Consider the following 26,679-nt stretch of genomic DNA (forward strand, 5'->3'; position numbering starts at 1 on the left):
CTTCTATTTAAAAGGTGCGTATTACGCACCTTACCATGCAACTTATTGATTTATTTAATATTTTAAATCGTAGGGGTGAATTACATTCGCCCAAAACGACAATATTTCACAGGGCAAATGTAATTTACTCCTACAAATTAATCCAAAAATATGGTTAATTAAAATCACCAAAATCAATTGTATAACAAAATAAATCCCGCCAATTTCCCCTATTCCCCCAAAAATTTGCTATCATACCCCAAACTTCTTTTTGGAAAACTCATGACCCACACGCCAATTATCACATCATTATTGGATAATGACCTATACAAATTTACCATGCTCCAAGCCATGCTGCATCAGTTCCCCCAAACGCATGGCGTGTACCGCTTTCGCTGTCGCAACAACGACAAATTGACGTTTCCCTTGGGCGAGATTAAGGACGATTTGGAGCATCAGCTTGACCTGCTTTGCACTCTAAAATTTAAGCAAGATGAGCTGGATTATTTGAGAAATTTGCGGTTTATTAAGCCTGATTTTGTGGATTATTTAGAATTATTTGCCTTAAAACGCCGATTTATCAAGGTGTGGACGGACGATGAAAACCGCCTAAATATTGAGATTGAAGGGGCGATGATTCAGGCGATGTTTTTTGAAATTTTTGTACTATCCATTGTCAATCAGCTCTATTACGAACGCCTAAATGACCCCAACGCCCTAACAGACGGGCAAAAACGCCTTGATGAAAAAGTGCAAATTTTAAAACATTATGAAATGCTAGAACACTCAGACGTCCACAATCCCGCCTTTGCCGTGGCGGATTTTGGCACACGTCGCCGTTATAGCCGAGACTGGCATTATCATGTGGTGCGGACGCTTGCCAAGGCATCGCCCAGTATTTTTCGGGGGACGAGCAACGTCTATCTTGCCAAAGAGCTGGGTTTAACGCCAATCGGCACCATGGCTCATGAGTTTATGCAAGCCTTTCAAGCCCTAGATGTACGCCTGCGAGACAGCCAAAAGGCGGCGTTGGAGGCGTGGGTGCGTGAATATCGGGGCGATTTGGGCATTGCCCTGACGGACGTTGTGGGTATGGACGCATTTTTAAGAGATTTTGATTTGTATTTTGCCAAGCTCTTTAACGGACTTCGCCACGACTCAGGCGACCCATACGAGTGGGGCGATAAGGCGATTGCCCATTATGAGAAGCTACGCATTGACCCCAAAACCAAAAGCCTGACGTTTAGCGACGGCTTGACACTCCAAAAGGCGTGGGATTTGCATGAATATTTTAAAACCCGTATCAAAACAGGTTTTGGTATTGGCACCAATCTCACCAACGACATGGGACTCACCCAGCTTAATATCGTGCTAAAACTTGTGGAGTGTAACGGGCAACCTGTCGCCAAACTCTCCGATAGCCCCGGTAAGACGATGATTGATGATGATACGTATTTGGCGTATTTAAAGCAGGTATTTGAGGTAAAAGAGTGATAAAAAAAGGGGTGTTATGCCCCTTTTGTTTTTAAAATATAAATCGTAAATGGTTGGGGTTGATGTTTGCCATTTCCTTTTTATCACACCACCGCCCCAAGTTTGCAGGATTATGCTATACTAACGCACTATCAATGGGTGTGTATGGCACCCCAATCATGTTAGCATTAAAATCAATAGGAAAATCATGACCACCCTAGACCCCAACTGGCAATCCGATGCCCTAGACCCGACTTTGGGATTTTTTGAAGAGACCTTGGCAATCCGTAGCGGTTATCATCGCACGGACGAGGGCGAGCATGGCGAGGCGATTTTTACCACCAGTAGCTATGTTTACAAGTCTGCAAAAGACGCCGCCGACCATTTTGACGGCACAAAAAAAGGCAATGTCTATTCACGCCACACCAACCCCACCGTGCGAGCCTTTGAAAGACGGCTTGCCCTGCTAGAAGGGGGCGAACGCTGTGTCGCTACCGCAAGTGGGATGGGGGCGATTTTGACCATGTGTTTGGCGTACCTAAAAGCAGGCGACCACCTACTTTGTGCTAAGCAGTTGTTCGGCTCATCGGTTGCACTGTTTGATACCTACTTTCGCTCATTTGGTGTGGAGGTGAGCTATGTGGACTGCTTTGATAATGACGCATGGCAAAACGCCATTCAGGACAACACCAAAATTCTGTACTGCGAAAGTCCGTCCAATCCGCTGGCTCAAATTGCCGATTTGCGATTTTTGGCAAATCTTGCCCATGATAATGGGGCGATGCTTATCGTGGATAACTGCTTTGCCACCCCTGTCATTCAAAAGCCGTTGGAGCTTGGGGCGGACGTGGTGATTCATTCGGCGTCCAAGTATATTGACGGGCAAGGGCGTGTGCTTGGCGGGGCGCTTGTTGGCTCAAACGAGCTTATGGAAAAAGCCTTTACCGTCATTCGCACAGGGGGTATTAGTCTGTCGCCCTTTAATGCGTGGGTGCTGTTAAAGGGGCTTGAAACCTTATCAATCCGCATGAAAGTCCATTGCGACAATGCCAATCGGGTTGCTGAATTTTTATCAAACCACCCCAACGTCCAAAAAGTGCATTTTTCAGGGCTATCCACGCACCCAAGCCACGAGCTTGCCAAATCCCAGCACACGCACCTAGACGTACAAGGCGGAGCATTTGGGGCGATTATCGGCTTTGAAGTGGCGGACAAGGACAAGGCGTGGCACGTCATTGATAGTACACGGGTCATCAGCATTACCAATAACTTAGGCGATGCCAAATCCACCATTACCCACCCTGTCAGCACCACCCATTTTCGCATGCCCCCCGAGCAGAGGGTAGAAGCAGGCGTGAATGACGGTCTGATTCGCTTATCGGTCGGACTTGAAAATGTCAATGACATTATCAATGATTTAAAGCGTGGGCTTGATAGCCTATAATTTTATTTGTATAAAAGGAAAGCCCATGTCAAAAATTAACGTTGCCATCATCGGCGGTACAGGCTATACAGGCGTTGAGTTGATACGTCTGTTATCACGCCACCCCCATGTTGCTATCAGCCACTTGACTTCTCGCAGTGAAAAGGGGCGAGCGGTGAGTGAGATTTTCCCAAGTTTGCTTGGTGTGTGCGATGTTGTGTACAGCGACATGACGGACGATGTCATGGACGAGATTGGCGAGGCGTGCGATGTTGTGTTTTTTGCCACGCCACATGGGGTCGCCATGAGCCACACCCCACGCCTTATCGCACAAGGGGTGAAGGTCGTTGATTTGGGGGCGGATTTTCGTTTGCAGGATTTGGGCGAGTTTGGCAAATGGTACGGATTAGAACACACTTGCCCTGATGTGTTGGCGGAGGCGGTGTATGGCTTGCCTGAGATTCACCGTGAAAAAATCAAATCCGCCAAGGTCATCGCCAACCCTGGTTGCTATCCCACCACCGCCATTTTGGGGTTAAAACCTGTGATAGGCACCCAAAACAGTGTGGATAAACCGTTGATTTTGCCAAACATTATCATTGATGCCAAATCGGGCGTATCGGGGGCAGGACGTAATGCCAAGATGAACCTGCTATTTAGTGAATTATCCGACAATTTCTCTGCCTATGGCGTGGCAGGTCATCGCCATACCCCTGAGATAAGCCAAGGCGTGCATGCGTTCTTAGGGTCTAAATTTACCCAAAAAGTGCGGTTTGTCCCTCACCTTGTACCGATGATTCGGGGTATGTTTAGTACCATTCATCTGACCCTAACCGATGACGGTAAGGCGTTAAATTGGCAAGAGATTTTTGAAAAAACGTATCAAAACGAGCCGTTTGTGGATGTGCTTGCCAAAGGAGTACTCCCTGATACCCGTTCGGTGCGAGCGTCCAACCGCCTAAAAATTGCCGTTCATCAAGACGATGATGCCTTGACTGTGCTGGTCGTCCAAGATAACCTTGTCAAAGGAGCGAGCGGTCAAGCCGTGCAAAACATGAATATCCTGTGCGGATTTGATGAGATGTGCGGATTGGGTGTGGAGTTTGGTGGTTGTGCGGTTGTGCCTTGAAAAATATGTGTTTATCCCAACATAAAACACACCACTTGATTTTAGCGGTTTAATTTACCAATTTAATTTAACAAAGGAGTATATCATGGCAGTTGAAACCCTAACCCTAAAAGTCTTTGGCATGACCTGTGATGGCTGTGTGCAAAGCGTGCATAACGCCATTAACGACATCGCAGGCGTGCAAAATGTGGAAGTTAATCTACCCTTAGAGCAAGCTGTCATTGAATATGACGACACCCAAGTGGATAAGATTGAGCTGATTCGTGCGGTAGAAGACGCAGGATTTAGTACGACCTAAGATAAATATAGACATAAATAAAAGACTAATCTGATGGGTTGGTCTTTTTTTATACGTTGGGGATTAGGCAATCCATGCCAAATTTTTGACATTATCCGCCACATCTAGCCGATACAGCACGGTGTTATGCATGGGCATGGCGGTTTGAAAAGCACGAAATCGCCTGATGTCGCCATTATCACGCACAGGTAGATTCATGAGCCGATAGGCAAGCAGCCCAAGCCAAATCCCATGCCCAAAAAACAGCGTATTATCATCAAACCCATCAATCCTACTGATAAATGTATCTACCCGCTCCATAAACTCGCCAAAGCTGTCCGCCCCCACGCCATGTCTGTCATCTAGTCCCACCGTCTGCCACCAGTTGGCATTCATCAGACGGCGTGCGTCCACCGAGAGGTCTTTGATGACATTAAAGGCAAGGGCGTTTAACTCATCAAGCAGGTTAAGTGTGCTTGTGGGCATGTCATAATACCGACAAAAGGGCAGGGCGGTCTGTTGTGTGCGAAGCATGGCAGAATGATAAATACGGCTTGGGCGTATGCCCAGCTGTTGCCAATGGGCAAGGCGGTCTTTGGCTTGGATGTGCCCTTTTTCGGTCAAAGGAATATCAGCATTGGGTAGGGGCGTGCCACCAGCATTGGCAAGGCTTTCGCCATGGCGGATAAAATATAGACTTTTCATGGTGTTTGTCCCATTAAAAAAGGCGAACTTTGCCCGCCTTTTATATTTATATCAAATTTTAAATTTACCCCAAAACCGTCTCTTTGATCAAGCCATACTCCGCTTTGGGTAGTCTTGCTCCAAACTGGCTGACCACACGGCTTGCCACCGCCCCTGCCAATGCCACGCACGCCCCATAATCCGCCCCTTGTGCTAAGGCGTACAAGAACGCCCCTGCAAAGTTATCGCCTGCCCCGTTGGTATCCACCACGTCCGCAGGTGGGACATCATACAGGCGAACGCTGTCTTTGTCTGCCACGGTAGTGGGGTTTGCTCCGTTGGTGATGACGACTACTTTGGCGTGATTTAGCAGGGCATGAACCGCTTGAATATCATCATCCGTCTCGGCAAAGAGTTTAGCTTCGTCTATGTTGCAAAAAATCATGTCCACACCGTCAGCAAGCCACGGCATCACACCGTCTTTGGCAAAGCGAACCACTGCAGGGTCGGCAAAGCTCACCACGATTTTGACCCCTTGTGCTTTGGCGGTTTGACACAGTTTGCTAATGGCATCTTGTACGGATGGGGTCATGGCAAGATAGCCTTCTAGGTATAGGTATTTCGCCCCAGTCAGTGCATCAAAATCCACGTTCGTCTCGTCAATGTCGCCACTGACCGCCAGATTGGTCTGCATGGTACGCTCACCGTCATCGGTAACCAGCACCGCACAAGTGCCTGTCGCCCCCACCACTTCGGCTTTACCACCGTCTATCGTAACGCCCATGTTTGCCATGTCGGATAGATAAAACACGCCACGCTTGTCATGCCCCACTCGGCAGTTATAAAAGGACGTGCCACCCAATGCCGAAAAGCACGCCACCGTGTTGCCTGCTGAACCGCCCCCTGCTTGCTTGGCAGGAGTTAGCTCATGTGTGTTTAAAATGTCAAATAAAGCGGTCTGCTCGTCCGTGTCGGCAAGAGTCATGTTGCCTTTGGTGAGCCCTGTTTGGGTCAAAATCTCATCGGTAAGTTTAAATTCGGTATCAACAAGAGCGTTACCAATGGCGACAAGTTGGTACATGGGGTTTCCTTATGATTTAGAAAATGAAAAACGCCATTATAACAAAATTTGCCAAAATTGCCCGTTAAATTCATGACTTTATCAGATTTTTTTTGTATAATAAGCGGTTAATTTTTAAAAATAAAACAACACCATGACCGCCAAAATTCCTGTCATTCACACGCCCGACACGCCAAACACTGACCAAAAAACCAATCTTTTGGGCATGTCAAAAGATGAGCTTTCCCAATTTTTTGTGAATATGGGCGAAAAGGCGTTTCGTGCCACGCAGGTGATGAAATGGATTTATCAGTTTGGTGTTACCGATTTTTTTGAGATGACCAACTTATCCAAAGCCTTGCAAGCCAAGCTCGATAAAGTGGCGTGTGTCGTTCCGCCGACTGTCAAATTCAAGCAGTTTAGCGAGGACGGTACTCGCAAATGGGTGTTTGAAGTGGCAGGCGGTTCGTTTGTTGAGACCGTGCTAATCCCTGCCGAGGACGGCAAGCAGTTTGGGCGTAAGACCTTGTGCGTGTCTAGCCAAGTGGGCTGTGCGTTGGACTGCTCATTTTGTAGTACGGGCAAACAAGGCTTTGAGCGGGATTTGACCGCCAGCGAGATTATCGGGCAGTTGTGGGTTGCCAATCAGTCCTATATGCAAGGCGTTGCCCCGACCGAGCGTGAAAACCGTGTTACTAATGTCGTCATGATGGGCATGGGCGAGCCACTATTAAACTACGAGCCTGTCGTGGCGAGCATGAGCCTGATGCTTGATGACCATGCTTTTGGCTTATCCAAACGCCGAGTTACACTTTCTACTTCTGGTATCGTGCCAAAGATGTATGATTTGGCAAAGGATATTGATGTGGCTCTTGCCATCAGTTTGCACGCTCCTAATGACGAACTGCGTAACGAGCTTGTGCCTATCAACAAAAAGTACCCCTTGGCAGAGCTTATCCGTGCCGCCAAAGCCTACGTCTATGATGAAAACCCCCGCCACAAAAAGCACGTTACCATTGAATACGTCATGCTACACGGAGTAAATGACAGTGATAAGCACGCTCATGAATTGGTGGCGTTACTGGCGGATTTGCCAAGTAAAATCAACTTAATTCCCTTTAACCCTTTTCCGCACGCTCCTTATAGACGGTCTAGCAACAACCGCATTCATGCGTTTAGTAATATCCTAAATCAAGCAGGCTTTGTGTGTACCGTACGCCAAACTCGTGGCGATGACATTGATGCAGCGTGCGGTCAGCTTGTGGGGCAAGTGGCGGACAGAACACGGCGAGCCAAAAAATGGCAAGAGAGTATCCAAAAACGTCAAGACTAAAAAGCGTGATGGTTTAAAAATACGATGAAACGACAAGATTTTGGTAGGAAAAAGGCAAAAATATTGGCAAAAATCATTGATAATTGTTAGAATGGCGATTATTTGTCCGCTGTATTTGTTCAATGCCAAATAAGTATGTAAGTTTTGGGGCTGTCAGTATGGATTTGACGCCCTACTTAGGTTAAGACAAAACGGTTAATTTTAAATCATAGTCATTATGGTAAAGTCATGAAATATTTAGTCATTCCTGTGCTATTGACCGCCTTATTGGCAGGATGTCAGAGTACCTCACAAAGTTCGAGTACAGTTTATCAAGGCACTGACCCATCACAGCGTAAACGTGATAAGTCTGAGCTTGCCCAAGCACGTACTGCTCTGGCGGGGCAGTTTATCGCTCAAAGACAGCTTGATGCCGCCAAAAGACAGCTTGATGAAGCTTTAGAGGCGGACAGCCGTTATGCTCCCGCCTATGACATGATGGGCAATCTGCTTAGGATGGAGGGCAGTCCTAGCAATGTCGCCAAAGCCGATGAGTATTTTAAAAAAGCGATTAGCCTAGACCCAAATTTTACCCAAGCACGCAACAACTATGGCGTGTATCTGTCAGAGCGTGGGCGTTACCAAGAGGCGATAGAGCAGTTTAACATCGCAGGGGGCACGCTCGGCTACCGTAACCGTGCAGGGGCTCTTGAAAATCTAGGGCTGACTTATTTAAAAATGAATAACCCAGCAGCGGCAGAAGTGGCCTTTAATAAGGCGATGGAAACTGAGCGTGGGGCGGTCGTGGCAAAGATGGAGATGATTGACATCTTGATTAACAGACGTGAATCTCTAAAGGCCAAAGAGTATTTTGAGGATTTAAAGAGTTTATCCCAAATGCATGGTCAGCCCATGCCACCACGTCTGATATACCAAGGCATTCGTCTAAATATTTTACAAAACAATCGCCAAGAGATTCAGCGGTTGTCCAGTCAGCTTTTGTCGCAGTATCCGCTGTCCGATGAAGCAAAAAAACTAAAACAATGGCTAAATAACCCAACCGGAGCATTAAAGTGAGTCAAACCAACGACAAACCAACATCAAACACAGGTTTTGGCGGTAAATTAAGAAGTGCCAGAACATCTCGAGGTTACTCACTAGATGTAGTGGCAGGCGAGCTGAACATTCTAAAACGCCATGTGCAGGCGATAGAAGAAGAAAACTTTGATGCCCTGCCCCAATTTGCATTTGCTCGGGGTTTTGTGGTAAACTATGCTAAGTTTTTGGAACTTGATGCCGATGAGTTTGCCCGAGAGTTTGAAAGCATCTATCCTGAGAGCAAACGCACCAAGCGTGTTGAGGACATCAAAGCACCACTGGCACCCATGGGTACCATTGAGCGTGGGCGTGGGGGCATGCGGTTTAACCCATGGCTCATTGCAGGGGTGATTGCTTTGGTGATTTTTGGGTTTGTGCTATTAAAAATCATATCTAGTGCAGTGGGCAAATCAGATGAGACCAGTCCAACGACCCAAACACAAGTGCTAAGCCCGAGCGAACAAGCCCAAGGAGCGGCAGTCGGGGCATCGGGTTCGGCATTAAACCTAGGTACAAATGATGACGAGCCTACTACCCAAGCTGTGGCAGGACAAGGCGTGATTGATATTTGGTCAAAGGGTGATGTGAATATCAAAATCACCGACAAAAATGATAACGTACTCATGCAGGGCTTGCAGTCTCGTGGCGGTTATCAGTTAAAGGGTGAAACACCCTTTACCGTTGAGATTGACAATCCTGCTCAGGTGGATTTAAACTTCAACCAACGCCCCATTCGCTTGGGCGAGCATACCCAAAACGGCAAAGCCACCCTAACCCTACAATAAGCGGGTCATCATGAGCCATCACAGCCCCATCAAACGCCGTCCCACTCGCCAAATCATGGTTGGCAATGTCGCCATCGGTGGCAACGCTCCCATCAGCGTACAGAGCATGACCAATACCAACACTTGCGATGTTGATGCCACAGTCGTCCAGATACAACGCTGTGTGGACGCAGGGGCGGACTTGATGCGAGTATCCACGCCCACCATGGAGGCCGTGGAGGCATTTGCCCAAATCAAAAAACAGGTAAACATTCCGCTCATTGCCGACATTCATTTTGATTATAAAATCGCCCTAGCGGTGGCGGACGCAGGAGCGGACTGCTTGCGTATCAACCCTGGTAATATCGGCAATGACCAAAAGGTGCGTGAAGTGGTCGCTTGTGCTCGCCATCATAACGTGCCTATTCGTATCGGGGTCAATGCAGGTTCGCTTGAAAAAGATTTGCAAAAAAAATATGGCGAACCGACAGGTCAAGCCATGTTGGAGTCGGCATTACGCCATATTGATATTTTAGAAAAACTAAACTTTCAAGACTACAAAATCTCAGTCAAGGCGTCTAACGTTTTTTTGACCCTAGATGCTTATCGGCTTATCTCGGCAAAGGTAGATTGCCCGTTGCATTTGGGCGTTACTGAGGCTGGTGTGTATCGTACAGGCACGGTCAAATCCGCCATTGCACTAGGTGGGCTTTTGCTTGACGGCATTGGCGACACCATGCGGATATCCTTGGCAAGTCCGCCTGAAGAGGAGATTAAAATCGGTTTTGATATTTTAAAATCGCTAAACATTCGCTCCAATGGTGTAAACTTTATCGCTTGTCCGTCCTGTAGCCGTCAAGAATTTGACGTGATTAAGGTCATGAACGAGCTAGAATCTCGCCTAGAAGACATCAGAGAACCGCTTGATTTGTCCGTCATCGGCTGTAAGGTCAATGGACCGGGGGAGGCCAAAGAAGCGACCATTGGCGTGGTGGGGGCAAGCCCCAATTCGCTTGTGTATAAAATGGGACAAAAAAGCCATTTGATTGATACCAAAAATCTGGTGGATGAAATAGAACAAATGGTGCGTGAAAAAGCCAAAGAGTTGGCGGACAAGCGAGCCAATGAGATTATTAGAGTGGCTCAATAAAATTGTCATTTGGTATTTTAAGGCATGCTTGTATTTTGCATTTGTTAATGATGGGTATTCCCCGATACATAAATGCTCTTGCCGACTTTAATAGATTATTTTTTTTAATTTTATGTTTTTATATGAGGTAATGTGATGAAACATACTTTTGTTTTGGGTCTTCTTATCCTATCATTTGGTATGTATGGTTGTGCCAAAGAAGAAAATTTTGCCGAACAGCCTGCTGTGGAGAGTAACCCCCCGCATGGTGTCCAAATGGCAGAAAAGTCAAATGAACTATCCTCTTGGATTTTAGATGAGGCAGACATTAGGTTTTATAGCACAAAGACCGATAAGAATGACAATGATATTGTTGAGGAGGGTGTTTTTAATACCTATTTTGGCTATTTGGATAAGCAAGGTAACCTAAAAATGGAGATAGAGCTTGACAGTGTTGAAACTGACATCTCTATCAGAGACCAAAGAATTAAAGAATGGCTTTTTGAGACAGAGAGATTTCCAAAAGTGGAGATTCAATCTCAAATAGATTATGACTGGATAAATACTCTTGGTGTTCATAAAGAAGTAAGTAAAGTGCAACCACTGACCATTTCTTTTCATGGTAAGACAATACAAACCGAGGCGTCTCTTAAAATCATAAAGTTGGATAATAATACAATAAATGTGATGACACAGGAGCCTATTCACTTAAATCTGCTAGAACTTGAAATGATGCAAGGCTTAAATAGCTTAACAGAGGTGATGAATTTAAAGAGTATTGGTTATTTGGTGCCAGTCAAATTTCAAGGTAATTTTAAGAAACCTTAAATGATACAGCTAACAAAATTGAATTTTACCACGGAAACTGTTCGCCCTGAGCTATTTTCCGTCATGGTTCGACAGGCTCACCACGAATGGAAACCGTAGCACTTTTTCATTTTGTAGAGTGTATTTATCAAATCATGCATAAAATGACTTTGCACTTAATTGGTTATATTAATATAAAATCTTAGGCCTTAATAACACCCAAGATAATAACGCAAATCAATCATAAAGATGATTTGTAAATGCTTATCTCGTATTTGTGTTTGTGTATTTAATGGCTTTTACTTCTTGGAATTTATTTTATGAAAAAAAATATTTTATCATTCATGACAGTTTTATCATGTTCTTTATTAATGTTTGCTTGCTCAAATTCTGACAATTCATTAAAGAATGATGAAAATAAACAATCAGGTATTAATAGTAATGTTAGTACCACTCAAAAATCATCTTTTGATGTTAAAGTTGGTCTTATGTCGTCTTCAACTGGCAATGCACCAGTTATTTTTATTGACGAAAAGGGAGATATTCAGGGTTTTGAGTACGATATTTTAAAAGAAATAGATAAACGTTCTGATTATAATTTTCAATATGAATATCAGCCAAGAGATGGCCTTTTCAATCGCATGAATAATAAAGAGATAGATATTATCGCAGGTATTGAGATTAGTGAGCAACGAATTCAAAAATATAATATGACCAACTCTTATTTGGATGTTTATCCGATAACTTTGCTAAGTAAAAATCCAAAAATAAAGAAATTGGAGGATATTGGGAAAAATTCAACAGCTGTTAAAGAAGATTCAATGCAAACCACATTTGCAATTGTCAAAGATTATGAAAATAATTATGACGATGCTAACATAGACTATACAGTCAGTGATTGGATTTCTGTACAGACTCTTTTAAGAGATGATGCTCAGATTGCAATTGGCAATTCTGTTGTCATACCTTATTTTTATTCAAAATATTCAACAAAAAAAGACCCTTTGTATTTTTCCATTGATTATGACTATCCGCAAGAATCTTATGGATTTTTGATAAACAAAGAAAATGTGGACATGATGAATGACATAAATAAGCACATTTTAGATATGAAAAGTGATGGCACTTATCAAAAGATATTTAAAAAGTGGTTTTAGTTTTTAACTAATAACAAAAATGATGTTAATCTAAATTGAGCTACTCTCTGCAAAATGAAAAAGTGCTACGCTTTCTATTCATGGCGAGCTTGTAAAACCATAGAAGAAACCGAATTTTTGATAAGCTTAGGGTGAATGGTTTGTGTAGTAAAATTTAATTTTGCTAGCTGTATCTTTTTGATAAAACTGACTTAGGAAAAAACATGAGTAAACTTACCGCCATTCGTGGCTTTAATGACATTTTGCCAACCGACACCGCCAAATGGCGAGCGGTGGAGAGTGTTTTGACCCAAGTGCTAGACGGTTATGGGTTTAGCCAAATCCGCCTGCCTATGGTGGAGGAGACCGACCTGTTCGCCCGTGGCGTGGGCGAGGCGACCGACATTGTCGAAAAAGAGATGTTTGGCGTGGTGCATGGCAACCAAAATACAGGCAAAGACGAGAATGGAAAGTCATTTACGCTCCGCCCAGAGGGGACAGCAGGGTGCGTGCGTGCGGTGGTGGAGCATAATCTGACACGTGGCGACACGCCAAAACTGTGGTACATGGGGGCGATGTTCCGTTATGAGCGTCCGCAAAAGGGACGCTATCGCCAGTTTACTCAACTTGGGGTAGAGAGCATTGGCTCGCCCCTGCCTGACGCTGATGCCGAGCTGATTGCGATGACGGCGATGATGTACAAACGCCTTGGCATTTTTGACCATGTAACGCTGCAGCTAAACACACTGGGCGAGGCTCATGAGCGTATCGCTTATAAGACGGCGTTGGTTGAGTATCTGACCACTCATTTTGACGGGCTAGATGACGACAGCCAACGCCGTGTCAGCACCAATCCTTTGCGAGTGCTTGACAGCAAAGATGAGCAGACGCAGGCGATTTTGCTCGGGGCTCCGAAGTTGTCCGACTTTTTGGGCGATGAGAGCCGTTTGCATTTTGAGCAGGTGCAAAACTACCTGCACACGCTTGGCATTGATTTTGAGATTAACGAAAAGCTCGTGCGTGGGCTTGACTACTATAACAAAACCGTTTTTGAATGGGTAACGGACAAATTAGGCTCACAGGCGACCGTGTGTGGTGGTGGGCGTTATGACGGGCTTGTCGGTATTGTCAGGGGTAAGCCTGAGCAGAGTGAGCCTGCGGTTGGCTTTGCCATGGGGCTTGAACGCTTGATGTTACTTATGGAAACTGTCAATCCGATTGCCGATACTGCCGACTGTGATGTGTTTGTCGTGGCAAACGAAAGTGTGTATATGAATGCCGTGCTATATGCCAATGAGCTACGCACCTACCGCCCAACTATGCGTGTCAAAATGGCGTCCGCCACCAGCCTAAAATCGCAAATGAAAAAGGCGGACAAGTCGGGGGCGAAATTTACCGTGATTGTCGGTGATGATGAAGTTGCCAATCAAACCGTGTCGGTCAAAAATATGGCGACAGGGGAGCAGACAAATCGTGCGATGACGGATTTTGATTTTGAGTAAGATTGTCGGTGTTATAAAAGTTTAATGGCTTGGTTGATGAATTAGCCGTGTTTAAATCATTGATAAAACTAGATTTAACATTAAAAAGCATTTTTAAGAGTTAGCAGATGAGCGATGAACTGATAGTAAATGACAAACAAGCCATGTCCGCCCTAAAACAGCACGGCAACAAAATCGTGTGGGCGGTGATTTTGGTATTGGCAGGATATTTTGGCTGGGATTTTTATCAAAAAAACTACGCCAAAATTGACACCGTGGCAGCCGATAGCTACACGCTAATCACCGAGAAAAATGATGCATTTGTCCATCAAGTTGACAAAGAAGCATTAGGCAGGGACCAACAGGCTTTGTTTGCGGATATTGATAAGCTGGTGGCGAACCATGGCAAGACCGCTTATGCGTGGCAGGCTCTCATGATAAAGGCACGCCATCAGTCAGATGGTGGTCAGCACACCGAGGCGGCGGCAACCCTAAAACAGGCAAGTCAGATAAACTTGGATGATGAGGGGCTGAATGCAATCACTCAGCTAAGACTGGGGCAGTCGCTATTGGCGGCGGGTAATGCTGATGAGGCTTTGACGGTGGTCAATGGTGAGTTTCCTAAGGCGTTCGAGAGTTCAAAGCAAGAATTACTGGGCGATATTTACGTCTTAAAAAATGAGGATGAGAATGCCAAGCAAGCCTATCAGCTGGCGTGGGATGGACTGACTGAGCGTGGCGAGAGTCGATCACTACTTAGCCTAAAAATGCAAGCATTGGGCATGACCCCAACGCCCATCACGCCCAAACACCAAGTAGTGGCAACGCCAGTCCAAGATGATTCGGACGTGACAAGTGCCAATGCCCAAACAGTGGGTGCAAATGATATACTGTCAAATGAGAATGAGACAGTACAGGGTGGCGGCGAGTGATGACACAAAGTGGCAATACAAACACACCATTTATCAACTCATGATAAACAAAATTTTGCTAAAATTAATGCGTTTTAACTGATACACCCAAGAGACTTTAAATTACTGCAAACGCAATGATGTTTGGATGTAGGGGCGTGCTGTGCACGCCTTGTGTAGCAATGTTATCAAAGGGTGTGCTCAGCACACCCCTACAAACCCGTGGTAGATATCAAGTTGTTTGGGTGTATATCAACCACAATCAAATCTAAACTAAATACAGAAATCAAATAAGGATTCGTATGAAACACATCACCAAACCTTTGGCTGTGGCAAGTGTGGCGGTATTGGCACTGACTGCCACAGGTTGCGACCGTTTTAGTCGCAGTAAAACCCCTGAGAACAAACCTGCTAAACTGGTTAAGATTGATAATGAGGTGGCGGTTTTAAATAAAGTTGCCAGTTTTTCACTACCCCAAGCAGGCGGGCGTTTTAAGGGTACCAATGTCAATAAAAAAGACGTGGCAGACTTGCAAGTGGCTTCTGTGGGTGGTACACTCATCGCTGCCAGTCGTACGGGCGTGGTCAGTGCCTTTACTGGTAATACTCAGACATGGTCGGTAAATGTTGGCGATGTCATCAGCAGTGGCGTGGCAACCGATGGTAGGCTTGTGGTGGTTGGCACTCGTTCAGGCAGGGTGGTGGCACTTGACGGAGCGACAGGGAGCGTGGTGTGGGAGCGAAGTTTGCCCAGCTCGTCACTTGCTCCTGCTCTCATCAGCAGTGGTCGTGTGATGGTCTCTGCCAATGACGGCGTGATTTATGCCCTAAATGCCAGTGATGGCAGTCAAGTGTGGCAGTTTAGCACCCAAAACCCTGCCGTCAGCGTGCGTGGTGCGGCAACACCCATCAGTCTAGATGCTAACACGGCATTATTTGGCACGGCAGACGGACGTATTCATGCCATCAACCCACAGGCAGGCACACCGCTGTGGACACGTCGGGTAGGGCGTGCGGTCGGTGGCAGTCAAGTCCATCGAATGAGCGATGTCGATGGCACGCCATTGGTGGCAGGTCAATATCTGTATGTGCCAAGTTATAGCGGACAGCTGACTGGGTTTGACATGAGTGCAGGACGTACCCTATTTGTTAGTGAGCTTGCCAGTACTAAATCTCCTGCTCTGCTAGGCAGTCAGCTCATTAGTACAAGCATCCATGGCGATGTGGTTGCCTTTAATGCGATGACAGGCGATGTTTTGTGGGAGAATAATGAACTCAAATACCGCCGTCTGACCAATCCTGTTGTCATCGGCAGTCATGTGGCGGTGGGCGATTTGGACGGTGTGGTGCATGTTTTTGATAACACAGGCAGAATCATTAGTCGTACAAATACCAAAGGACAGCTAACCAGTTTGCAAGTGATAGAAAACCGCTTATATACCCAAAGCAGTGAAGGTGTGGTTGCGGTGTGGCAGTTTTAATAATTGACTGAAAAGTTGTAAGTCCAAAAAAATAAAAAGCCAATGTATGACATTGGCTTTTTATGTTGGCTTGATGTTGGTTTGTTGGTGGGTCTTAGCTTGCTCTAATTTATCATCAGCCCTTGTAATCGTGATTCCTGTAAACCCAAAAAAGAGCGTCAAAAATAAACAACCATAACAAAACACTGCATACGGCACATAGTCCAGCACAGGCATGCCAAATACCCCTGTCAAAAACACCCCATACACACCCCACGGTACCAGAGGATTGATGACTGTGCCTGAATCTTCTATCGTGCGAGCCAAGTTTTTGGGGTGCAAGCCTAAGCGTTTGAACTCAGGGGCAAAGGTATTGCCCGATAATAATAGGCTCAAATACTGCTCACCCACCAAAAAATTGACCCCAAATGCCGTCAAAGACGCTGTCAATACCGCACGACTGGCACGAGTCAAAAGATGACGAATGGCGGACAACAAAGCAGGCAACACCCCCAAAGCGTGCAAGAGTCCGCCCAAGCTCAATGCCAAAATCACAAGAAGCTGGCTAAAAAACATACTTTCCAAACCACCCCTTGACACCAATCGCCCCACATTGCCAAGCTCCAAGCCTTCGGCAGGTTTATACCCTGCAAAAAACCACCCGCCAAGCTCAGCAAGACTTGGCGAGCTATGGATATAAGTGATGATAAGCGACACGGCAATGGTTGCCGATATGGCATAAATGGCGTTCACTCGCATGACAGCAAGGGCTATCAGCACGACAAAGGGGATAAGGGCATAGCCATGCACCAAACCACTTGCCACAAGACTATCCTGCAACACCGCCACGTCCGCCAAGTCCGCACCGCCATCGCCTGATAACACAAAAAACACCACCGCCGAGATAAGCCACGCAAGAATGGTGGTGTACATCATGTTTTTGATGTGGTCAAATAGGTCAATGCCTACGATACTGGCGGCAATGCTTGTTGTGTCGGACAAAGGCGACATCTTATCGCCAAACAACGCCCCCGAGACCACCGCCCCTGCGACGATGGCAGGATTGGCGTTAAAGGCTTCGGTCATGCCCAAAAACGCCACGCCCACAGTCGCACAAGTGGTAAATCCACTACCTAATGCCACGCCAATCACACTTGCTAAGATAAAGGCGGACAAATAAAACATCTGGGGCGACAAGACATTAAAGCCATAATAAATCAAAGTTGGAATCGCCCCACTCATCATAAGAGCGGACACCAATAGCCCAATGAACGAGAACAGATAAATCGCCCCCATGCCTGTGGATACGCCCTTTATCATACGCTCTTGCATATCATCAAAGGCGATACGCCGACTAAACCCAAACATAAGCAGACCCAATATCACCAAAAGCAAGGACAAATGTGGCACAAAGCCCCATGCTATCATCGTAACGCCCAAAATGATAATGGCACTGATGGCAATCACTATCGCTTGGGCGTGGCTTAGGGTCAAAAGAGTATCGTCATGATGTGAATGATGAATGTGTTTGTCGGTCATTTTTGCTCCTTTAATGTCTCTAAATGGCTTATTATACCTTATTGATCGCCATTCGTATATGTAGTGATGTTCTTTGTTTGGCGTAAGCAAAATCAATAAATACCATACCCTCTCAATTTTATGTTAAAATAGTAAGTTTTATAAAATAACAATCCGAGAACACCATGTCCCTAAAACCTGTAGTCGCCCTGATAGGTCGCCCCAATGTCGGCAAATCCACGCTGTTTAACCAATTCACCAAATCCCGCCAAGCCCTAGTCGCTGACCTAGCAGGGCTGACCCGAGACCGCCAATATGGCGATGTGTTTTTTGAAAATAAATCCTTTATCGTCATTGACACCGGCGGTATTGGCGAGGCTGATGACGGCAAGGGCAACATTGATGACTATATGGCAACACAGTCGTACACCGCCATTCATGAGGCGGACATGGTCGTGTTTGTCGTGGACGCACGGGCAGGACTAACCCCAAGCGATGAGGAGATTGCCAAGTTTTTGCACACGCTGGGTAAGCCTGTCTTTTTGGTCACCAACAAAACAGACGGTGTACACGAAGCGTCCATTGCTGAGTTTTTTGGTTTGGGTTTTGGCGAGCCAATTCCGACAAGTGCCAGCCACGGCAAGGGCGTAACGAGTCTGCTTGAAATCATCACTGCCGATATGCCCGAAACAGTCGCCGAAAATCCCGAGACAGACGGCTTGAAACTGGCGATTATCGGCAGACCCAATGTCGGTAAATCCACGCTGGTCAATCGCTTGCTTGGCGAGGAGCGTGTTGTGGTGTTTGATATGCCAGGTACGACAAGGGACAGCATTTATATTCCCTTTGAGCGAGAAGGTCGCCAATACACACTCATTGATACCGCAGGCGTGAGACGGCGTGGGCGGATTGATGAAAAAGTAGAAAAATTCAGTGTTATCAAGACCTTACAAGCTATCAAAGATGCCAACGTAGTTGTGCTGGTGATTGACGCACACGAAGGTATCGTTGATCAAGATTTGCATATGTTAGGCTATGCTCTGGACGCAGGTCGGGCGATTGTGATTGCCATTAACAAATGGGACAATCTCACCCAAGACCAAAAAGACATTGTCAAAATTGAAATGGACAGACGTTTTCACTTTATTCCGTGGGTTAAGATTCATCTGATTTCTGCCCTGTACGGCAATGGCGTGGGCAATCTGTATCCGTCTATTCATAAGGCGTACGATGCGTCCATGTTTAAGGTGTCCACGTCTCGTCTTACGCAGATTTTGCAAGATGCGGTGGAGGCTCACCAGCCGCCAATGGCGGGCGGTCGCCGTATCAAACTTCGCTATGCTCATCTAGGTGGGCATAATCCGCCTGTCATCGTCATTCACGGCAACCAAACGAGCAGTTTGCCAAAAAGTTATCAGCGTTATCTTGAAAATGTGTATCGGGACGTGTTTAAATTAGAAGGCACGCCCCTTCATGTGGAATTTAAACAAAATGCCAACCCATACGAAGGCAAAAAAAATCCCGTCATCAAAAATAAAGCCAAAGTCATGCGTGAGCGTAAACGTATTGCTGAGTTTAAGAAACGGGATAAGAAGAGAAAGTAAATGTCTAATATCATCAATGCCATTTGTGAACTGATCAACAATCCCATCACAGATTTACAAGCAAGTTATTTGGGTAAAAATCGTATCAATAATGTCGGTGATGCCCTAGAAAGATATGTGCAGGATTTATTTATTGGCGGATTTTATTTATCTGAATATGAGCGAACTTTAAAAATTGCCGAGCATTTCTCCTATCTTGGCAATGCCAGTAATCCGCCTGATATGATGCTAAAAAATGGCGATGCCATAGAAGTCAAAAAAATAGAAAATAAAAATTCGGATTTGGCTTTAAATTCTAGCTACCCAAAAGCCAAATTATTTAGCAATAATCCAATGCTGACTACCGCCTGCAAAACGGCAGAAAATTGGATGACCAAAGATATGCTCTATGCAGTAGGTATTGTTAATAATGGTCAATTAACAGCATTGGCATTGGTATATGGTGATGATTATTGTGCCGAAGCTGGCATTTATGAGACCATCAAAAATAGAATTAAAACAGGTGTAGAAACAATAGAAGGGGTGGAGTTTACCGCTACCAAAGAGCTTGGTAAAATCAAACGGATAGACCCATTGGGTATTACTAACTTGCGAGTTCGGGGTATGTGGCATATTGAAAATCCCTTTAAGGTCTTTGATGATGTCTATCAAAGAGATTTTCGTCATCGCTTTAATTTTATGGCGATTATCAATGATGAAAAATGGCAATCATTAGATAATACAAATGAACTACTTGATACCATCAGCCATCATCAAAATGCCAGTATCACAGACATTTTATTAAAAATCCCAATAACCCTGCTCAATTAAAACCTGCCAAACTTATCCAGTTTTTTATTGGAGAAAATCAATGAATGTCATCAGTTTATTTGCAGGGGCAGGGGGTATGGATTTAGGGTTTCGCCAAGCGGGTTTTCATATCGTGATGGCAAATGAATACGACAAATCCATTTGGGCAACTTATGAAAAAAATCATCATAATCCATTATTAAAAGGCGACATTCGTGGGTTTAGTGCCGATGATTTTCCTGGCTGTGATGGCATTATTGGCGGACCACCGTGTCAAAGTTGGAGTGAAGCGGGTGCTTTACGGGGGATTGATGATGAACGGGGGCAGTTATTTTTTGATTATATTCGTATTTTAAAAGCCAAACAGCCCAAATTTTTTGTGGCAGAAAATGTCTCAGGAATGCTTGCCAAAAGACACAATCAAGCAGTTCAAAATATTATTGAGCGTTTTAAAGAAGCAGGTTATTATGTTTTTATTAAAATGCTTGATGCTTATGATTATGGCGTGGCTCAAAATCGTAAACGAGTTTTTTATGTGGGGTTTCGTCAGGATTTAAATATTGTTAATTTTGATTTTCCATTGCCAATGGAGACCAAGATTGTGTTAAAGGATAGTATTTTTGATTTAAAAGATAATGCCATACCCGCCTTGGAAAATAATAAAACCAATGGCAAAAAATGCGTTATTTTAAATCACGAATATTTTATTGGTAGTTATTCTAGTATTTATATGAGCCGAAATCGTGTGCGTGCTTGGAATGAGCCGTCATTTACCATTCAGGCAAGTGGACGACAAGCCCCACAGCACCCCAATGCCCCAAAAATGATTAAAAAAGCTGAAAATGTATTTGAATTTGATGACCATCAGCTGAATGCTTATCGCAGGCTATCTGTGCGTGAATGTGCCAGAATTCAAGGATTTCCCGATGACTTTGAATTTATTTATTCATCGGTCAATGATGGCTATAAAATGATAGGTAATGCCGTGCCTGTAAATCTAGCCTATATGGTTGCAAAACAAATTTATGATGAATTAACTAAATCCTAATGTTCAAAAATATCCGAATTCTTATCCTACTGTGCATTTTGCTTATTGTCGCTATCAATAGCTTTCGTGATAAAAATCACGATTGGCAAAAGCCTGTTTATGTCGCCATTTACCCCATTAACGTGGATAATTCGCCAGAAGTTGCCAAATATATCGCAAGCCTGTCCGATAGCGATTTTAAAGAAATAGAGACTTATCTCAATGCCGAGAGCAAAAAATACGGTCAAAACGCCAGTTTTTATTATCGGCTAGGGCGGGAAGTTAAAGCCATGCCCCCTGTAGTGCCGAGAAATGGCGGAATTACGGACGCGATTATTTGGAGTTTAAAATTTCGCTATTATGCCTACAAAAACGCCCATGACGTTGGCGTGCCGACCAATTTGCGGTTGTTTTTGCAGTATCATAGCCCTGACAAAAAAATCATCACCGAGACATCTACCGCCCTACAAAATGGACGCATTGGCGTCGTCAATTTGTTTGGCATGGACAAAAAAACCGCCAATAACAACGTGGTCATCGCCCATGAGAGCCTGCACGCTTTTGGGGCGAGCGACAAATACGACCTAGCAAACGGCTCTCCCATATATCCGCACGGCTACGCCAACCCCGCCCAAAACCCACGCTATCCGCAGACCCAAGCCGAGCTTATGGCGGTGCATATCCCCACATCGCCGACTAAATTTGACATGGCACGAGACCTAAAACAAACGGTTGTGGGCGAGATGACGGCAGTTGAAATTAAATGGAAAAAACCGGATTAGTCATGCTTTTTGAGACGCTTGCCATAAATAACGGGCGTATTTTAAATCTGGATTATCATAATAGACGATTTAAACAAGGGCAGTTATTTTTACATTGTCAAAGCATGATTGATGATATTGCCGATATAATTTGTGTGCCTGATGAATTTAACAATAAATTTATCCGTTGTCGTGTTACTTATGATAAATATAACATAAAAGTAGAATATTTTGGTTACACCCCAAAATCCATTCAATCTTTTAAAATAATAGAATGTGATGAGATAGATTATGCTTATAAATATGATGATAGAAATTTATTAAATCAGTTATTATCCCAAAAGGGTGATTGTGATGAAATTATAATTATAAAAAACGGCTTGGTTACGGATTGTTCTATTGGAAATTTATTATTTTTAAAAGACAATCACTGGTACACACCTGATACACCATTATTACAAGGCACTCAGCGAGCGTATTTATTGGAAGCTCAAAAAGTTCATTTGGCAAATATTGATAAAAATGACATTTGGCAATACGAAAAAGTGATGATGATAAATTCCTTAAATGCGTTTGATGAGAATCGGGCGATTTTAACAAAATATATCGTTTAAAAAGTTCCATATGTCATTCAAAAGAAAATTGATTGTCGATAACAAAAAAAATTTAAAAACCCCTTGACTTTTTATTTTTATCGCTTATCATATACACATTCACGCACCAAATACGCTTGGTGTATTTCATTCACCCAAACAGTAATAGGAGTAAAACAATGTCTGTATCTTACAATTTTTGTAATCCAAAAAAGACCAACCGTTTTGACTGTTTGGGCAAATCATTTTTGATATAAGTCTTATATCAAGCCAAACACATAAAGACGGTGGCAAGCCTTAATCTACAAGGCTTTCACCGTTTTTTATTGTCTAAAATTTGCCCAAAAAATCGCTAAGATTTGTCTTAAAAATTGATAAACTGCTTTATCAGTTTTGACGGTTTTCCTTTCCCAAAATATTGTCTTTTATTTGTCATTTTTATATTTAAAAATGATTGGGGAAGTATTGTCTTTTTAATTTGTGTTTATTTAATTAGCTAAAAATTGAATGATTTTTGGTTGGGCATTTTTATATCAAAAATTTGGTATTTTTTAAATACACCTAATGAAATTAATATTTATCACAGGCTTTGTAGGGGCGTGTTGCACACACCCTTGATGATATAACGATTTTATTGGACGTGCTCAGCACGTCCCTACACCTACATATCATAAATTTGTGCTAATGTTAATGCTCCTTTATCTAAATCCCCAAACCAACCCAAAAGAGAAATAATTTTATGAGTATCGGACTTATTTTAAATGAAAATGGCAACAATGGCGTGCCTGTCAAAATCTTTACCAAAGACGTGGAACAAAAGGCGTTAAATCAGCTCTACGCCATGAGCCAGCTACAATTTATCCATAGCCATATCGCCGTCATGCCTGACGTTCATGCGGGCAAGGGGGCGACTGTGGGGAGCGTGATTCCGACCAAATCGGCAATCATTCCGTCTGTGGTAGGCGTGGATATCGGCTGTGGCATGAATGCTCTACGCCTGTCTATCAAGGCGGAGCAGTTGCCCGACAATCTAAAACCTACCCGCCTTGCCATTGAAAAACACGTCCCTGTCGGCTTTGAAAAGCACAAACAAATCATGGCAAAAATGAGTACGCTTGACCCGCTTGCCATTCGTCTCAACAAAATTACCGACAAACACAAGGGCTTGTTAAAAATGATGAGTAACTTTGACAGAACGTGGGCAAAACAGCTTGGCACGCTAGGCGGTGGCAATCACTTCATTGAGCTATGCGTGGACGAGAATGATGATGTGTGGATTATGCTTCACTCTGGCTCTCGTGGGATTGGCTCGTGCATTGGTGAGTATTTTATCAGTCTTGCCAAAAAGGTGAATGAGACGTGTTTTGGTTATATTCCTGACCGTGAGCTGTCGTATTTGGCACAGGGTACGCCGTTTTTTGACGATTATATTGAGGCGGCGGGCTGGGCTCAGGACTATGCGACCGAAAACCGCAAGGAGATGATGAGACTCATTATCAAAGCCTTACAAAGCAAAGACGCACAATTTCCCCGCTTTACCATAACCAAAGAGGCGATAAACTGTCATCACAACTATGTCAGCCGTGAGACGCATTTTGGCAGTTCGGTCTATGTAACTCGCAAGGGGGCGATTAGTGCCTATGAGGGCGAGCTTGGCATTATCCCCGGCTCTATGGGGGCAAAATCCTATATCGTGCGTGGGCGTGGCAATAGCGAGAGTTTTTGTTCGTGTTCGCACGGGGCAGGGCGTAGGCTAAGCCGTGGGCGTGCGGTGCGTGAGTTTGGCTTGGCGGATTTGGTTGCTCAGACGGACGGTATCGAATGTCGTAAAGATAAGGGCGTGCTGGACGAGATTCCACAGGCGTATAAAGACATTGATGAGGTCATGGCAAACCAAACCGATTTGGTGGAGGTGGTGCATACCTTAAAGCAGGTGATGTGTATTAAGGGGTGATGAATGATTGTTTATTTGTCATTTGGGAAAATAGGTGTAGGGGCAAATCACATTTGCCCTGTGTCAAATTTGGATTTTGGGGCGAATAAATTACCCTTATACGTCCAAATTCTAAAATATATTTTGACTTAATCCAACATAGGAAAATAATATGAAAAACCAAAAAGAGCTTATCAAACTTGGCGAAAAATTGGCAAATCACCCAATTTACCCAAGTGCGATTAAAGTACGCAACCACACCGCCTTAAACCCTTTATTAAAAAAGGGTGGTGTTCATGATAAAGACAACCCCAAAACACGCCATAAAAAAGAGCGTGCCAAAATACGTTTGCACCTAAAACATAAGGGGTATGACAACAATTTTTAAAAATTTTTCAAATTTTTTGTAAGATATTTGCCCCACGTACGTCTAAGGTGTATCATAAAATGGTTTATGATGTTTAATTGGAGTTTATCATGTCAAATCTTAACCGTAAAATCACAGGTCTTGCCGTAGCAACCCTACTTGCCACAGGACTTACTGCTTGTAAAGAAGAAAAGGTAGAAGCACAGCCCATGGAGCAAGGCTACCAAAATGCCGAACCAGCCCAGCCCGCTACTGCCGAGCCTAACACCGCTACCGCTACCAAAACTGCCGAAGGCAAATGCGGTGAAGGTAAATGTGGCGAAGCAGGGTGCAGTGCCACCATGACCGAAAAATCAGCCGAAGGTAAATGCGGCGAAGGCAAATGCGGAGCCGAAGCAAAAGCAGGCGATAAAAGTGCCAACGCAGGTTGTGGAGCGAACACCGCTACCGCAACTGCCGATAAATCCGCAACTGCCAGTTGTGGGGCAAGCACCGACAAAAACGCCAACGCCAGTTGTGGCGGTAACAAATAAATAGCGGTTTAGGCTTGCATGACAAGGTTTTGGGAATTTTTCATAACCTTGTCATACCCTAATGATTTTGGCAAATAAATTGGAGAAAAAAGATGATACAAACCAAAAACCTAATCATCGGCTTTGGTAAAGCGGGCAAAACGCTGGCAGGGCTGTTTGACAAACACGGCGAGCGTACCATTTTGGTTGAGCAATCGGACAAAATGTATGGCGGAACGTGTATTAACGTGGGCTGTATTCCGTCAAAAAAACTGATTCATGAAGCCAAAACAGACAGTTTTGCCGTTGCCATGCAGGACAAGGGCAAACTCATCTCTGCCTTGCGTGAAGCTAATTTTAACAAAATCAATGATTTACCAAATGTAACCGTCATCACCGCACAAGCGAGCTTTGTTGATGACAACACTGTTGCCCTATCCACAGGCGAGACGGTGCATGCCGAGCGGATTTTTATCAACACAGGCACGACCCCCATTATGCCACCGATTGCAGGCGTGGACGGCGAGCGTGTTTATGACAGCACGGGGCTTTTAAACTTAGGCGACAGCCAAGCGACCGCCCCCAAGCGACTGGTTATCGTGGGTGCAGGCTTTATTGCCCTTGAATTTGCCTTTATGTATCACGCTTTTGGCAGTCAAGTGAGCATTGTTGAAAAATTTGACAGCTTTTTGCCAAAGATTGATGATGACGTGCGTGCGATTGTGCTTGACCTATTAAATGAGCGTGGCATTGACCTACACTTGGGGCAAGACATTCAAGAATTTAAACACCTAACAGAGCATACCCAAGTCATCACCGATAAGATGACCCTTGACGCTGATGCTGTGCTTGTCGCCATTGGCAGACGACCTAACACAGATGGTCTAAACCTACAAAACACAAGCGTACAGCTAAGCGAGCGTGGCTATGTGGTGTGCGATGACAAACTAAAAGCCACCGACCACATTTGGGCGATGGGCGATGTCGCAGGTTCACCGCAGTTTACCTACATCTCGCTTGATGATTATCGCATTGTGGCGGATGATTTGTTTGGGAACGGCACACGCCACAGAGCCGACCGCCACACCTTCCCAACGAGTGTTTTTATCACACCGCCTTTATCACAAATTGGCCTGAGCGAAAAACAAGCCAAAGACAGTGGCAAAAATTACCAAGTGTCAACCTTGCCCGCCCAAGCCATTGTCAAAGCCAAAATCACAGGCAATACCAAAGGCTTATTAAAAGCGATTGTGAATAAAGACAATAACGAGATTTTGGGCGTTACGTTGTTTTGTGAAAATAGCCATGAGATTATCAATTTATTTAAATTGGCAATGGATAATGGCGTTAAAGCGGATTATTTTAAAGGGCAAATTTTTACGCACCCAACCATTGGCGAATCATTAAATGATTTATTTGCCGAATTTTAATTGTTTTTAAATAAATTTAATC

25 protein-coding genes are annotated in these 26,679 nt (G+C 44.5%); 22 read left to right on the forward strand and 3 right to left on the reverse strand.

Features of this window, described 5'->3' with window-relative positions; all coding sequences use genetic code 11:
- The first annotated feature begins 261 nt into the window (after window positions 1-261).
- The 4 genes from pncB to B5J93_RS07745 all read left to right on the forward strand — a co-directional run bounded on the left by pncB (window position 262) and on the right by B5J93_RS07745 (window position 4,302).
- Window positions 262-1,473, forward strand: coding sequence for a nicotinate phosphoribosyltransferase (gene pncB / locus B5J93_RS07730; RefSeq protein ID WP_079325870.1), 1,212 nt, complete (start codon window positions 262-264; stop codon window positions 1,471-1,473).
- A gap of 187 nt (window positions 1,474-1,660) precedes the next feature.
- Window positions 1,661-2,896, forward strand: a complete 1,236-nt coding sequence (locus B5J93_RS07735; protein ID WP_079325871.1) for an O-succinylhomoserine sulfhydrylase — start codon at window positions 1,661-1,663, stop codon at window positions 2,894-2,896.
- 25 nt (window positions 2,897-2,921) lie between these two features.
- Window positions 2,922-4,004, forward strand: a complete 1,083-nt coding sequence (gene argC / locus B5J93_RS07740) for an N-acetyl-gamma-glutamyl-phosphate reductase (protein ID WP_079325872.1) — start codon at window positions 2,922-2,924, stop codon at window positions 4,002-4,004.
- 85 nt (window positions 4,005-4,089) lie between these two features.
- A complete protein-coding gene (locus B5J93_RS07745) occupies window positions 4,090-4,302 on the forward strand; it encodes a heavy-metal-associated domain-containing protein (protein ID WP_062498173.1) in 213 nt (70 codons plus the stop codon).
- A 63-nt stretch (window positions 4,303-4,365) separates the two neighbouring features.
- Here the strand turns inward: B5J93_RS07745 and B5J93_RS07750 are convergent, their stop codons facing one another.
- On the reverse strand, window positions 4,366-4,986 hold the full coding sequence (locus tag B5J93_RS07750; protein WP_079325873.1) for a histidine phosphatase family protein: 621 nt from the start codon (window positions 4,984-4,986) through the stop codon (window positions 4,366-4,368).
- Between the two features lie 64 nt (window positions 4,987-5,050).
- Complete coding sequence (locus B5J93_RS07755; RefSeq protein WP_079325874.1) at window positions 5,051-6,046, reverse strand: adenosine kinase; 996 nt, start codon at window positions 6,044-6,046, stop codon at window positions 5,051-5,053.
- Between the two features lie 133 nt (window positions 6,047-6,179).
- On the opposite strand from B5J93_RS07755, the gene rlmN reads away from it, so the two are divergent.
- From rlmN to bamB, 9 genes are all read left to right on the forward strand, one after another.
- Window positions 6,180-7,358: a dual-specificity RNA methyltransferase RlmN gene (rlmN, locus tag B5J93_RS07760; RefSeq protein ID WP_079325875.1), complete on the forward strand. Its 1,179-nt coding sequence runs from the start codon at window positions 6,180-6,182 to the stop codon at window positions 7,356-7,358.
- Window positions 7,359-7,586: 228 nt separating this feature from the next.
- Window positions 7,587-8,414, forward strand: a complete 828-nt coding sequence (pilW, locus tag B5J93_RS07765; RefSeq protein ID WP_079325876.1) for a type IV pilus biogenesis/stability protein PilW — start codon at window positions 7,587-7,589, stop codon at window positions 8,412-8,414.
- Window positions 8,411-9,220 carry a helix-turn-helix domain-containing protein gene (locus B5J93_RS07770; RefSeq protein ID WP_079325877.1) on the forward strand — a complete coding sequence of 270 codons (810 nt, stop codon included), beginning with the start codon at window positions 8,411-8,413 and terminating at the stop codon, window positions 9,218-9,220. Before pilW ends, B5J93_RS07770 begins: the two co-directional genes overlap by 4 nt.
- A 10-nt stretch (window positions 9,221-9,230) precedes the next feature.
- On the forward strand, window positions 9,231-10,349 hold the full coding sequence (gene ispG / locus B5J93_RS07775) for a flavodoxin-dependent (E)-4-hydroxy-3-methylbut-2-enyl-diphosphate synthase (protein WP_079325878.1): 1,119 nt from the start codon (window positions 9,231-9,233) through the stop codon (window positions 10,347-10,349).
- 135 nt (window positions 10,350-10,484) lie between these two features.
- Window positions 10,485-11,156, forward strand: coding sequence for a YceI family protein (locus tag B5J93_RS07780; protein WP_079325879.1), 672 nt, complete (start codon window positions 10,485-10,487; stop codon window positions 11,154-11,156).
- A 299-nt stretch (window positions 11,157-11,455) separates the two neighbouring features.
- Entirely contained in the window at window positions 11,456-12,292 is an 837-nt protein-coding gene (locus B5J93_RS07785) for a substrate-binding periplasmic protein (protein WP_079325880.1), read from the forward strand.
- Window positions 12,293-12,495: 203 nt separating this feature from the next.
- Window positions 12,496-13,773, forward strand: a complete 1,278-nt coding sequence (hisS, locus tag B5J93_RS07790) for a histidine--tRNA ligase (protein WP_079325881.1) — start codon at window positions 12,496-12,498, stop codon at window positions 13,771-13,773.
- A 107-nt stretch (window positions 13,774-13,880) separates the two neighbouring features.
- Entirely contained in the window at window positions 13,881-14,684 is an 804-nt protein-coding gene (locus B5J93_RS07795) for a YfgM family protein (RefSeq protein WP_079325882.1), read from the forward strand.
- A gap of 281 nt (window positions 14,685-14,965) precedes the next feature.
- Window positions 14,966-16,144, forward strand: coding sequence for an outer membrane protein assembly factor BamB (gene bamB, locus B5J93_RS07800; RefSeq protein ID WP_079325883.1), 1,179 nt, complete (start codon window positions 14,966-14,968; stop codon window positions 16,142-16,144).
- Window positions 16,145-16,204: 60 nt separating this feature from the next.
- Here bamB and B5J93_RS07805 read toward each other — a convergent pair whose 3' ends face one another.
- Entirely contained in the window at window positions 16,205-17,662 is a 1,458-nt protein-coding gene (locus B5J93_RS07805; RefSeq protein ID WP_079325884.1) for a Na+/H+ antiporter NhaC family protein, read from the reverse strand.
- Window positions 17,663-17,826: 164 nt separating this feature from the next.
- Here B5J93_RS07805 and der point away from each other — a divergent pair, with 164 nt between their 5' ends.
- The 9 genes from der (at window position 17,827) to B5J93_RS07850 (ending at window position 26,657) form a co-directional block, all read left to right on the forward strand.
- Entirely contained in the window at window positions 17,827-19,245 is a 1,419-nt protein-coding gene (gene der, locus B5J93_RS07810) for a ribosome biogenesis GTPase Der (RefSeq protein WP_079325885.1), read from the forward strand.
- A complete protein-coding gene (locus B5J93_RS07815; RefSeq protein WP_079325886.1) occupies window positions 19,246-20,055 on the forward strand; it encodes an NgoPII family restriction endonuclease in 810 nt (269 codons plus the stop codon).
- 40 nt (window positions 20,056-20,095) lie between these two features.
- Window positions 20,096-21,082, forward strand: coding sequence for a DNA cytosine methyltransferase (locus B5J93_RS07820; protein ID WP_079325887.1), 987 nt, complete (start codon window positions 20,096-20,098; stop codon window positions 21,080-21,082).
- Window positions 21,082-21,843: a hypothetical protein gene (locus tag B5J93_RS07825; RefSeq protein WP_079325888.1), complete on the forward strand. Its 762-nt coding sequence runs from the start codon at window positions 21,082-21,084 to the stop codon at window positions 21,841-21,843. The genes B5J93_RS07820 and B5J93_RS07825 overlap by 1 nt, the downstream gene beginning before the upstream one ends.
- Window positions 21,825-22,436, forward strand: a complete 612-nt coding sequence (locus B5J93_RS07830; RefSeq protein ID WP_079325889.1) for an aminotransferase class IV family protein — start codon at window positions 21,825-21,827, stop codon at window positions 22,434-22,436. The genes B5J93_RS07825 and B5J93_RS07830 overlap by 19 nt, the downstream gene beginning before the upstream one ends.
- A 718-nt stretch (window positions 22,437-23,154) precedes the next feature.
- Complete coding sequence (locus B5J93_RS07835; protein ID WP_079325890.1) at window positions 23,155-24,369, forward strand: RtcB family protein; 1,215 nt, start codon at window positions 23,155-23,157, stop codon at window positions 24,367-24,369.
- A 151-nt stretch (window positions 24,370-24,520) separates the two neighbouring features.
- Window positions 24,521-24,736 carry a hypothetical protein gene (locus B5J93_RS07840; protein WP_079325891.1) on the forward strand — a complete coding sequence of 72 codons (216 nt, stop codon included), beginning with the start codon at window positions 24,521-24,523 and terminating at the stop codon, window positions 24,734-24,736.
- An 89-nt stretch (window positions 24,737-24,825) separates the two neighbouring features.
- The gene (locus tag B5J93_RS07845) at window positions 24,826-25,248 is read left to right on the forward strand and encodes an HvfA family oxazolone/thioamide-modified RiPP metallophore (RefSeq protein WP_079325892.1); all 423 of its coding nucleotides are present in this window, start codon (window positions 24,826-24,828) and stop codon (window positions 25,246-25,248) included.
- Window positions 25,249-25,340: 92 nt separating this feature from the next.
- Window positions 25,341-26,657, forward strand: a complete 1,317-nt coding sequence (locus B5J93_RS07850) for an FAD-dependent oxidoreductase (protein WP_174700901.1) — start codon at window positions 25,341-25,343, stop codon at window positions 26,655-26,657.
- The last annotated feature ends 22 nt before the right edge of the window (window positions 26,658-26,679 follow it).

Source organism: Moraxella equi (genome assembly GCF_002027555.1).
GTDB lineage: Bacteria > Pseudomonadota > Gammaproteobacteria > Pseudomonadales > Moraxellaceae > Moraxella > Moraxella equi.

Excerpts from the sequence above, each read along its gene's own strand:
- B5J93_RS07805 (WP_079325884.1), bottom strand. The coding sequence starts at position 17,662 with ATGACCGACAAACACATTCATCATTCACATCATGACGATACTCTTTTG.
- bamB (WP_079325883.1), top strand. The coding sequence starts at position 14,966 with ATGAAACACATCACCAAACCTTTGGCTGTGGCAAGTGTGGCGGTATTG.
- B5J93_RS07830 (WP_079325889.1), top strand. The coding sequence starts at position 21,825 with ATGGAAAAAACCGGATTAGTCATGCTTTTTGAGACGCTTGCCATAAAT.
- B5J93_RS07845 (WP_079325892.1), top strand. The coding sequence starts at position 24,826 with ATGTCAAATCTTAACCGTAAAATCACAGGTCTTGCCGTAGCAACCCTA.
- hisS (WP_079325881.1), top strand. The coding sequence starts at position 12,496 with ATGAGTAAACTTACCGCCATTCGTGGCTTTAATGACATTTTGCCAACC.
- B5J93_RS07780 (WP_079325879.1), top strand. The coding sequence starts at position 10,485 with ATGAAACATACTTTTGTTTTGGGTCTTCTTATCCTATCATTTGGTATG.
- B5J93_RS07750 (WP_079325873.1), bottom strand. The coding sequence starts at position 4,986 with ATGAAAAGTCTATATTTTATCCGCCATGGCGAAAGCCTTGCCAATGCT.
- B5J93_RS07795 (WP_079325882.1), top strand. The coding sequence starts at position 13,881 with ATGAGCGATGAACTGATAGTAAATGACAAACAAGCCATGTCCGCCCTA.
- rlmN (WP_079325875.1), top strand. The coding sequence starts at position 6,180 with ATGACCGCCAAAATTCCTGTCATTCACACGCCCGACACGCCAAACACT.
- B5J93_RS07835 (WP_079325890.1), top strand. The coding sequence starts at position 23,155 with ATGAGTATCGGACTTATTTTAAATGAAAATGGCAACAATGGCGTGCCT.
- pilW (WP_079325876.1), top strand. The coding sequence starts at position 7,587 with ATGAAATATTTAGTCATTCCTGTGCTATTGACCGCCTTATTGGCAGGA.
- B5J93_RS07785 (WP_079325880.1), top strand. The coding sequence starts at position 11,456 with ATGAAAAAAAATATTTTATCATTCATGACAGTTTTATCATGTTCTTTA.
- der (WP_079325885.1), top strand. The coding sequence starts at position 17,827 with ATGTCCCTAAAACCTGTAGTCGCCCTGATAGGTCGCCCCAATGTCGGC.
- B5J93_RS07755 (WP_079325874.1), bottom strand. The coding sequence starts at position 6,046 with ATGTACCAACTTGTCGCCATTGGTAACGCTCTTGTTGATACCGAATTT.
- B5J93_RS07840 (WP_079325891.1), top strand. The coding sequence starts at position 24,521 with ATGAAAAACCAAAAAGAGCTTATCAAACTTGGCGAAAAATTGGCAAAT.
- ispG (WP_079325878.1), top strand. The coding sequence starts at position 9,231 with ATGAGCCATCACAGCCCCATCAAACGCCGTCCCACTCGCCAAATCATG.
- argC (WP_079325872.1), top strand. The coding sequence starts at position 2,922 with ATGTCAAAAATTAACGTTGCCATCATCGGCGGTACAGGCTATACAGGC.
- B5J93_RS07850 (WP_174700901.1), top strand. The coding sequence starts at position 25,341 with ATGATACAAACCAAAAACCTAATCATCGGCTTTGGTAAAGCGGGCAAA.
- B5J93_RS07735 (WP_079325871.1), top strand. The coding sequence starts at position 1,661 with ATGACCACCCTAGACCCCAACTGGCAATCCGATGCCCTAGACCCGACT.
- B5J93_RS07820 (WP_079325887.1), top strand. The coding sequence starts at position 20,096 with ATGAATGTCATCAGTTTATTTGCAGGGGCAGGGGGTATGGATTTAGGG.
- pncB (WP_079325870.1), top strand. The coding sequence starts at position 262 with ATGACCCACACGCCAATTATCACATCATTATTGGATAATGACCTATAC.
- B5J93_RS07815 (WP_079325886.1), top strand. The coding sequence starts at position 19,246 with ATGTCTAATATCATCAATGCCATTTGTGAACTGATCAACAATCCCATC.
- B5J93_RS07745 (WP_062498173.1), top strand. The coding sequence starts at position 4,090 with ATGGCAGTTGAAACCCTAACCCTAAAAGTCTTTGGCATGACCTGTGAT.
- B5J93_RS07825 (WP_079325888.1), top strand. The coding sequence starts at position 21,082 with ATGTTCAAAAATATCCGAATTCTTATCCTACTGTGCATTTTGCTTATT.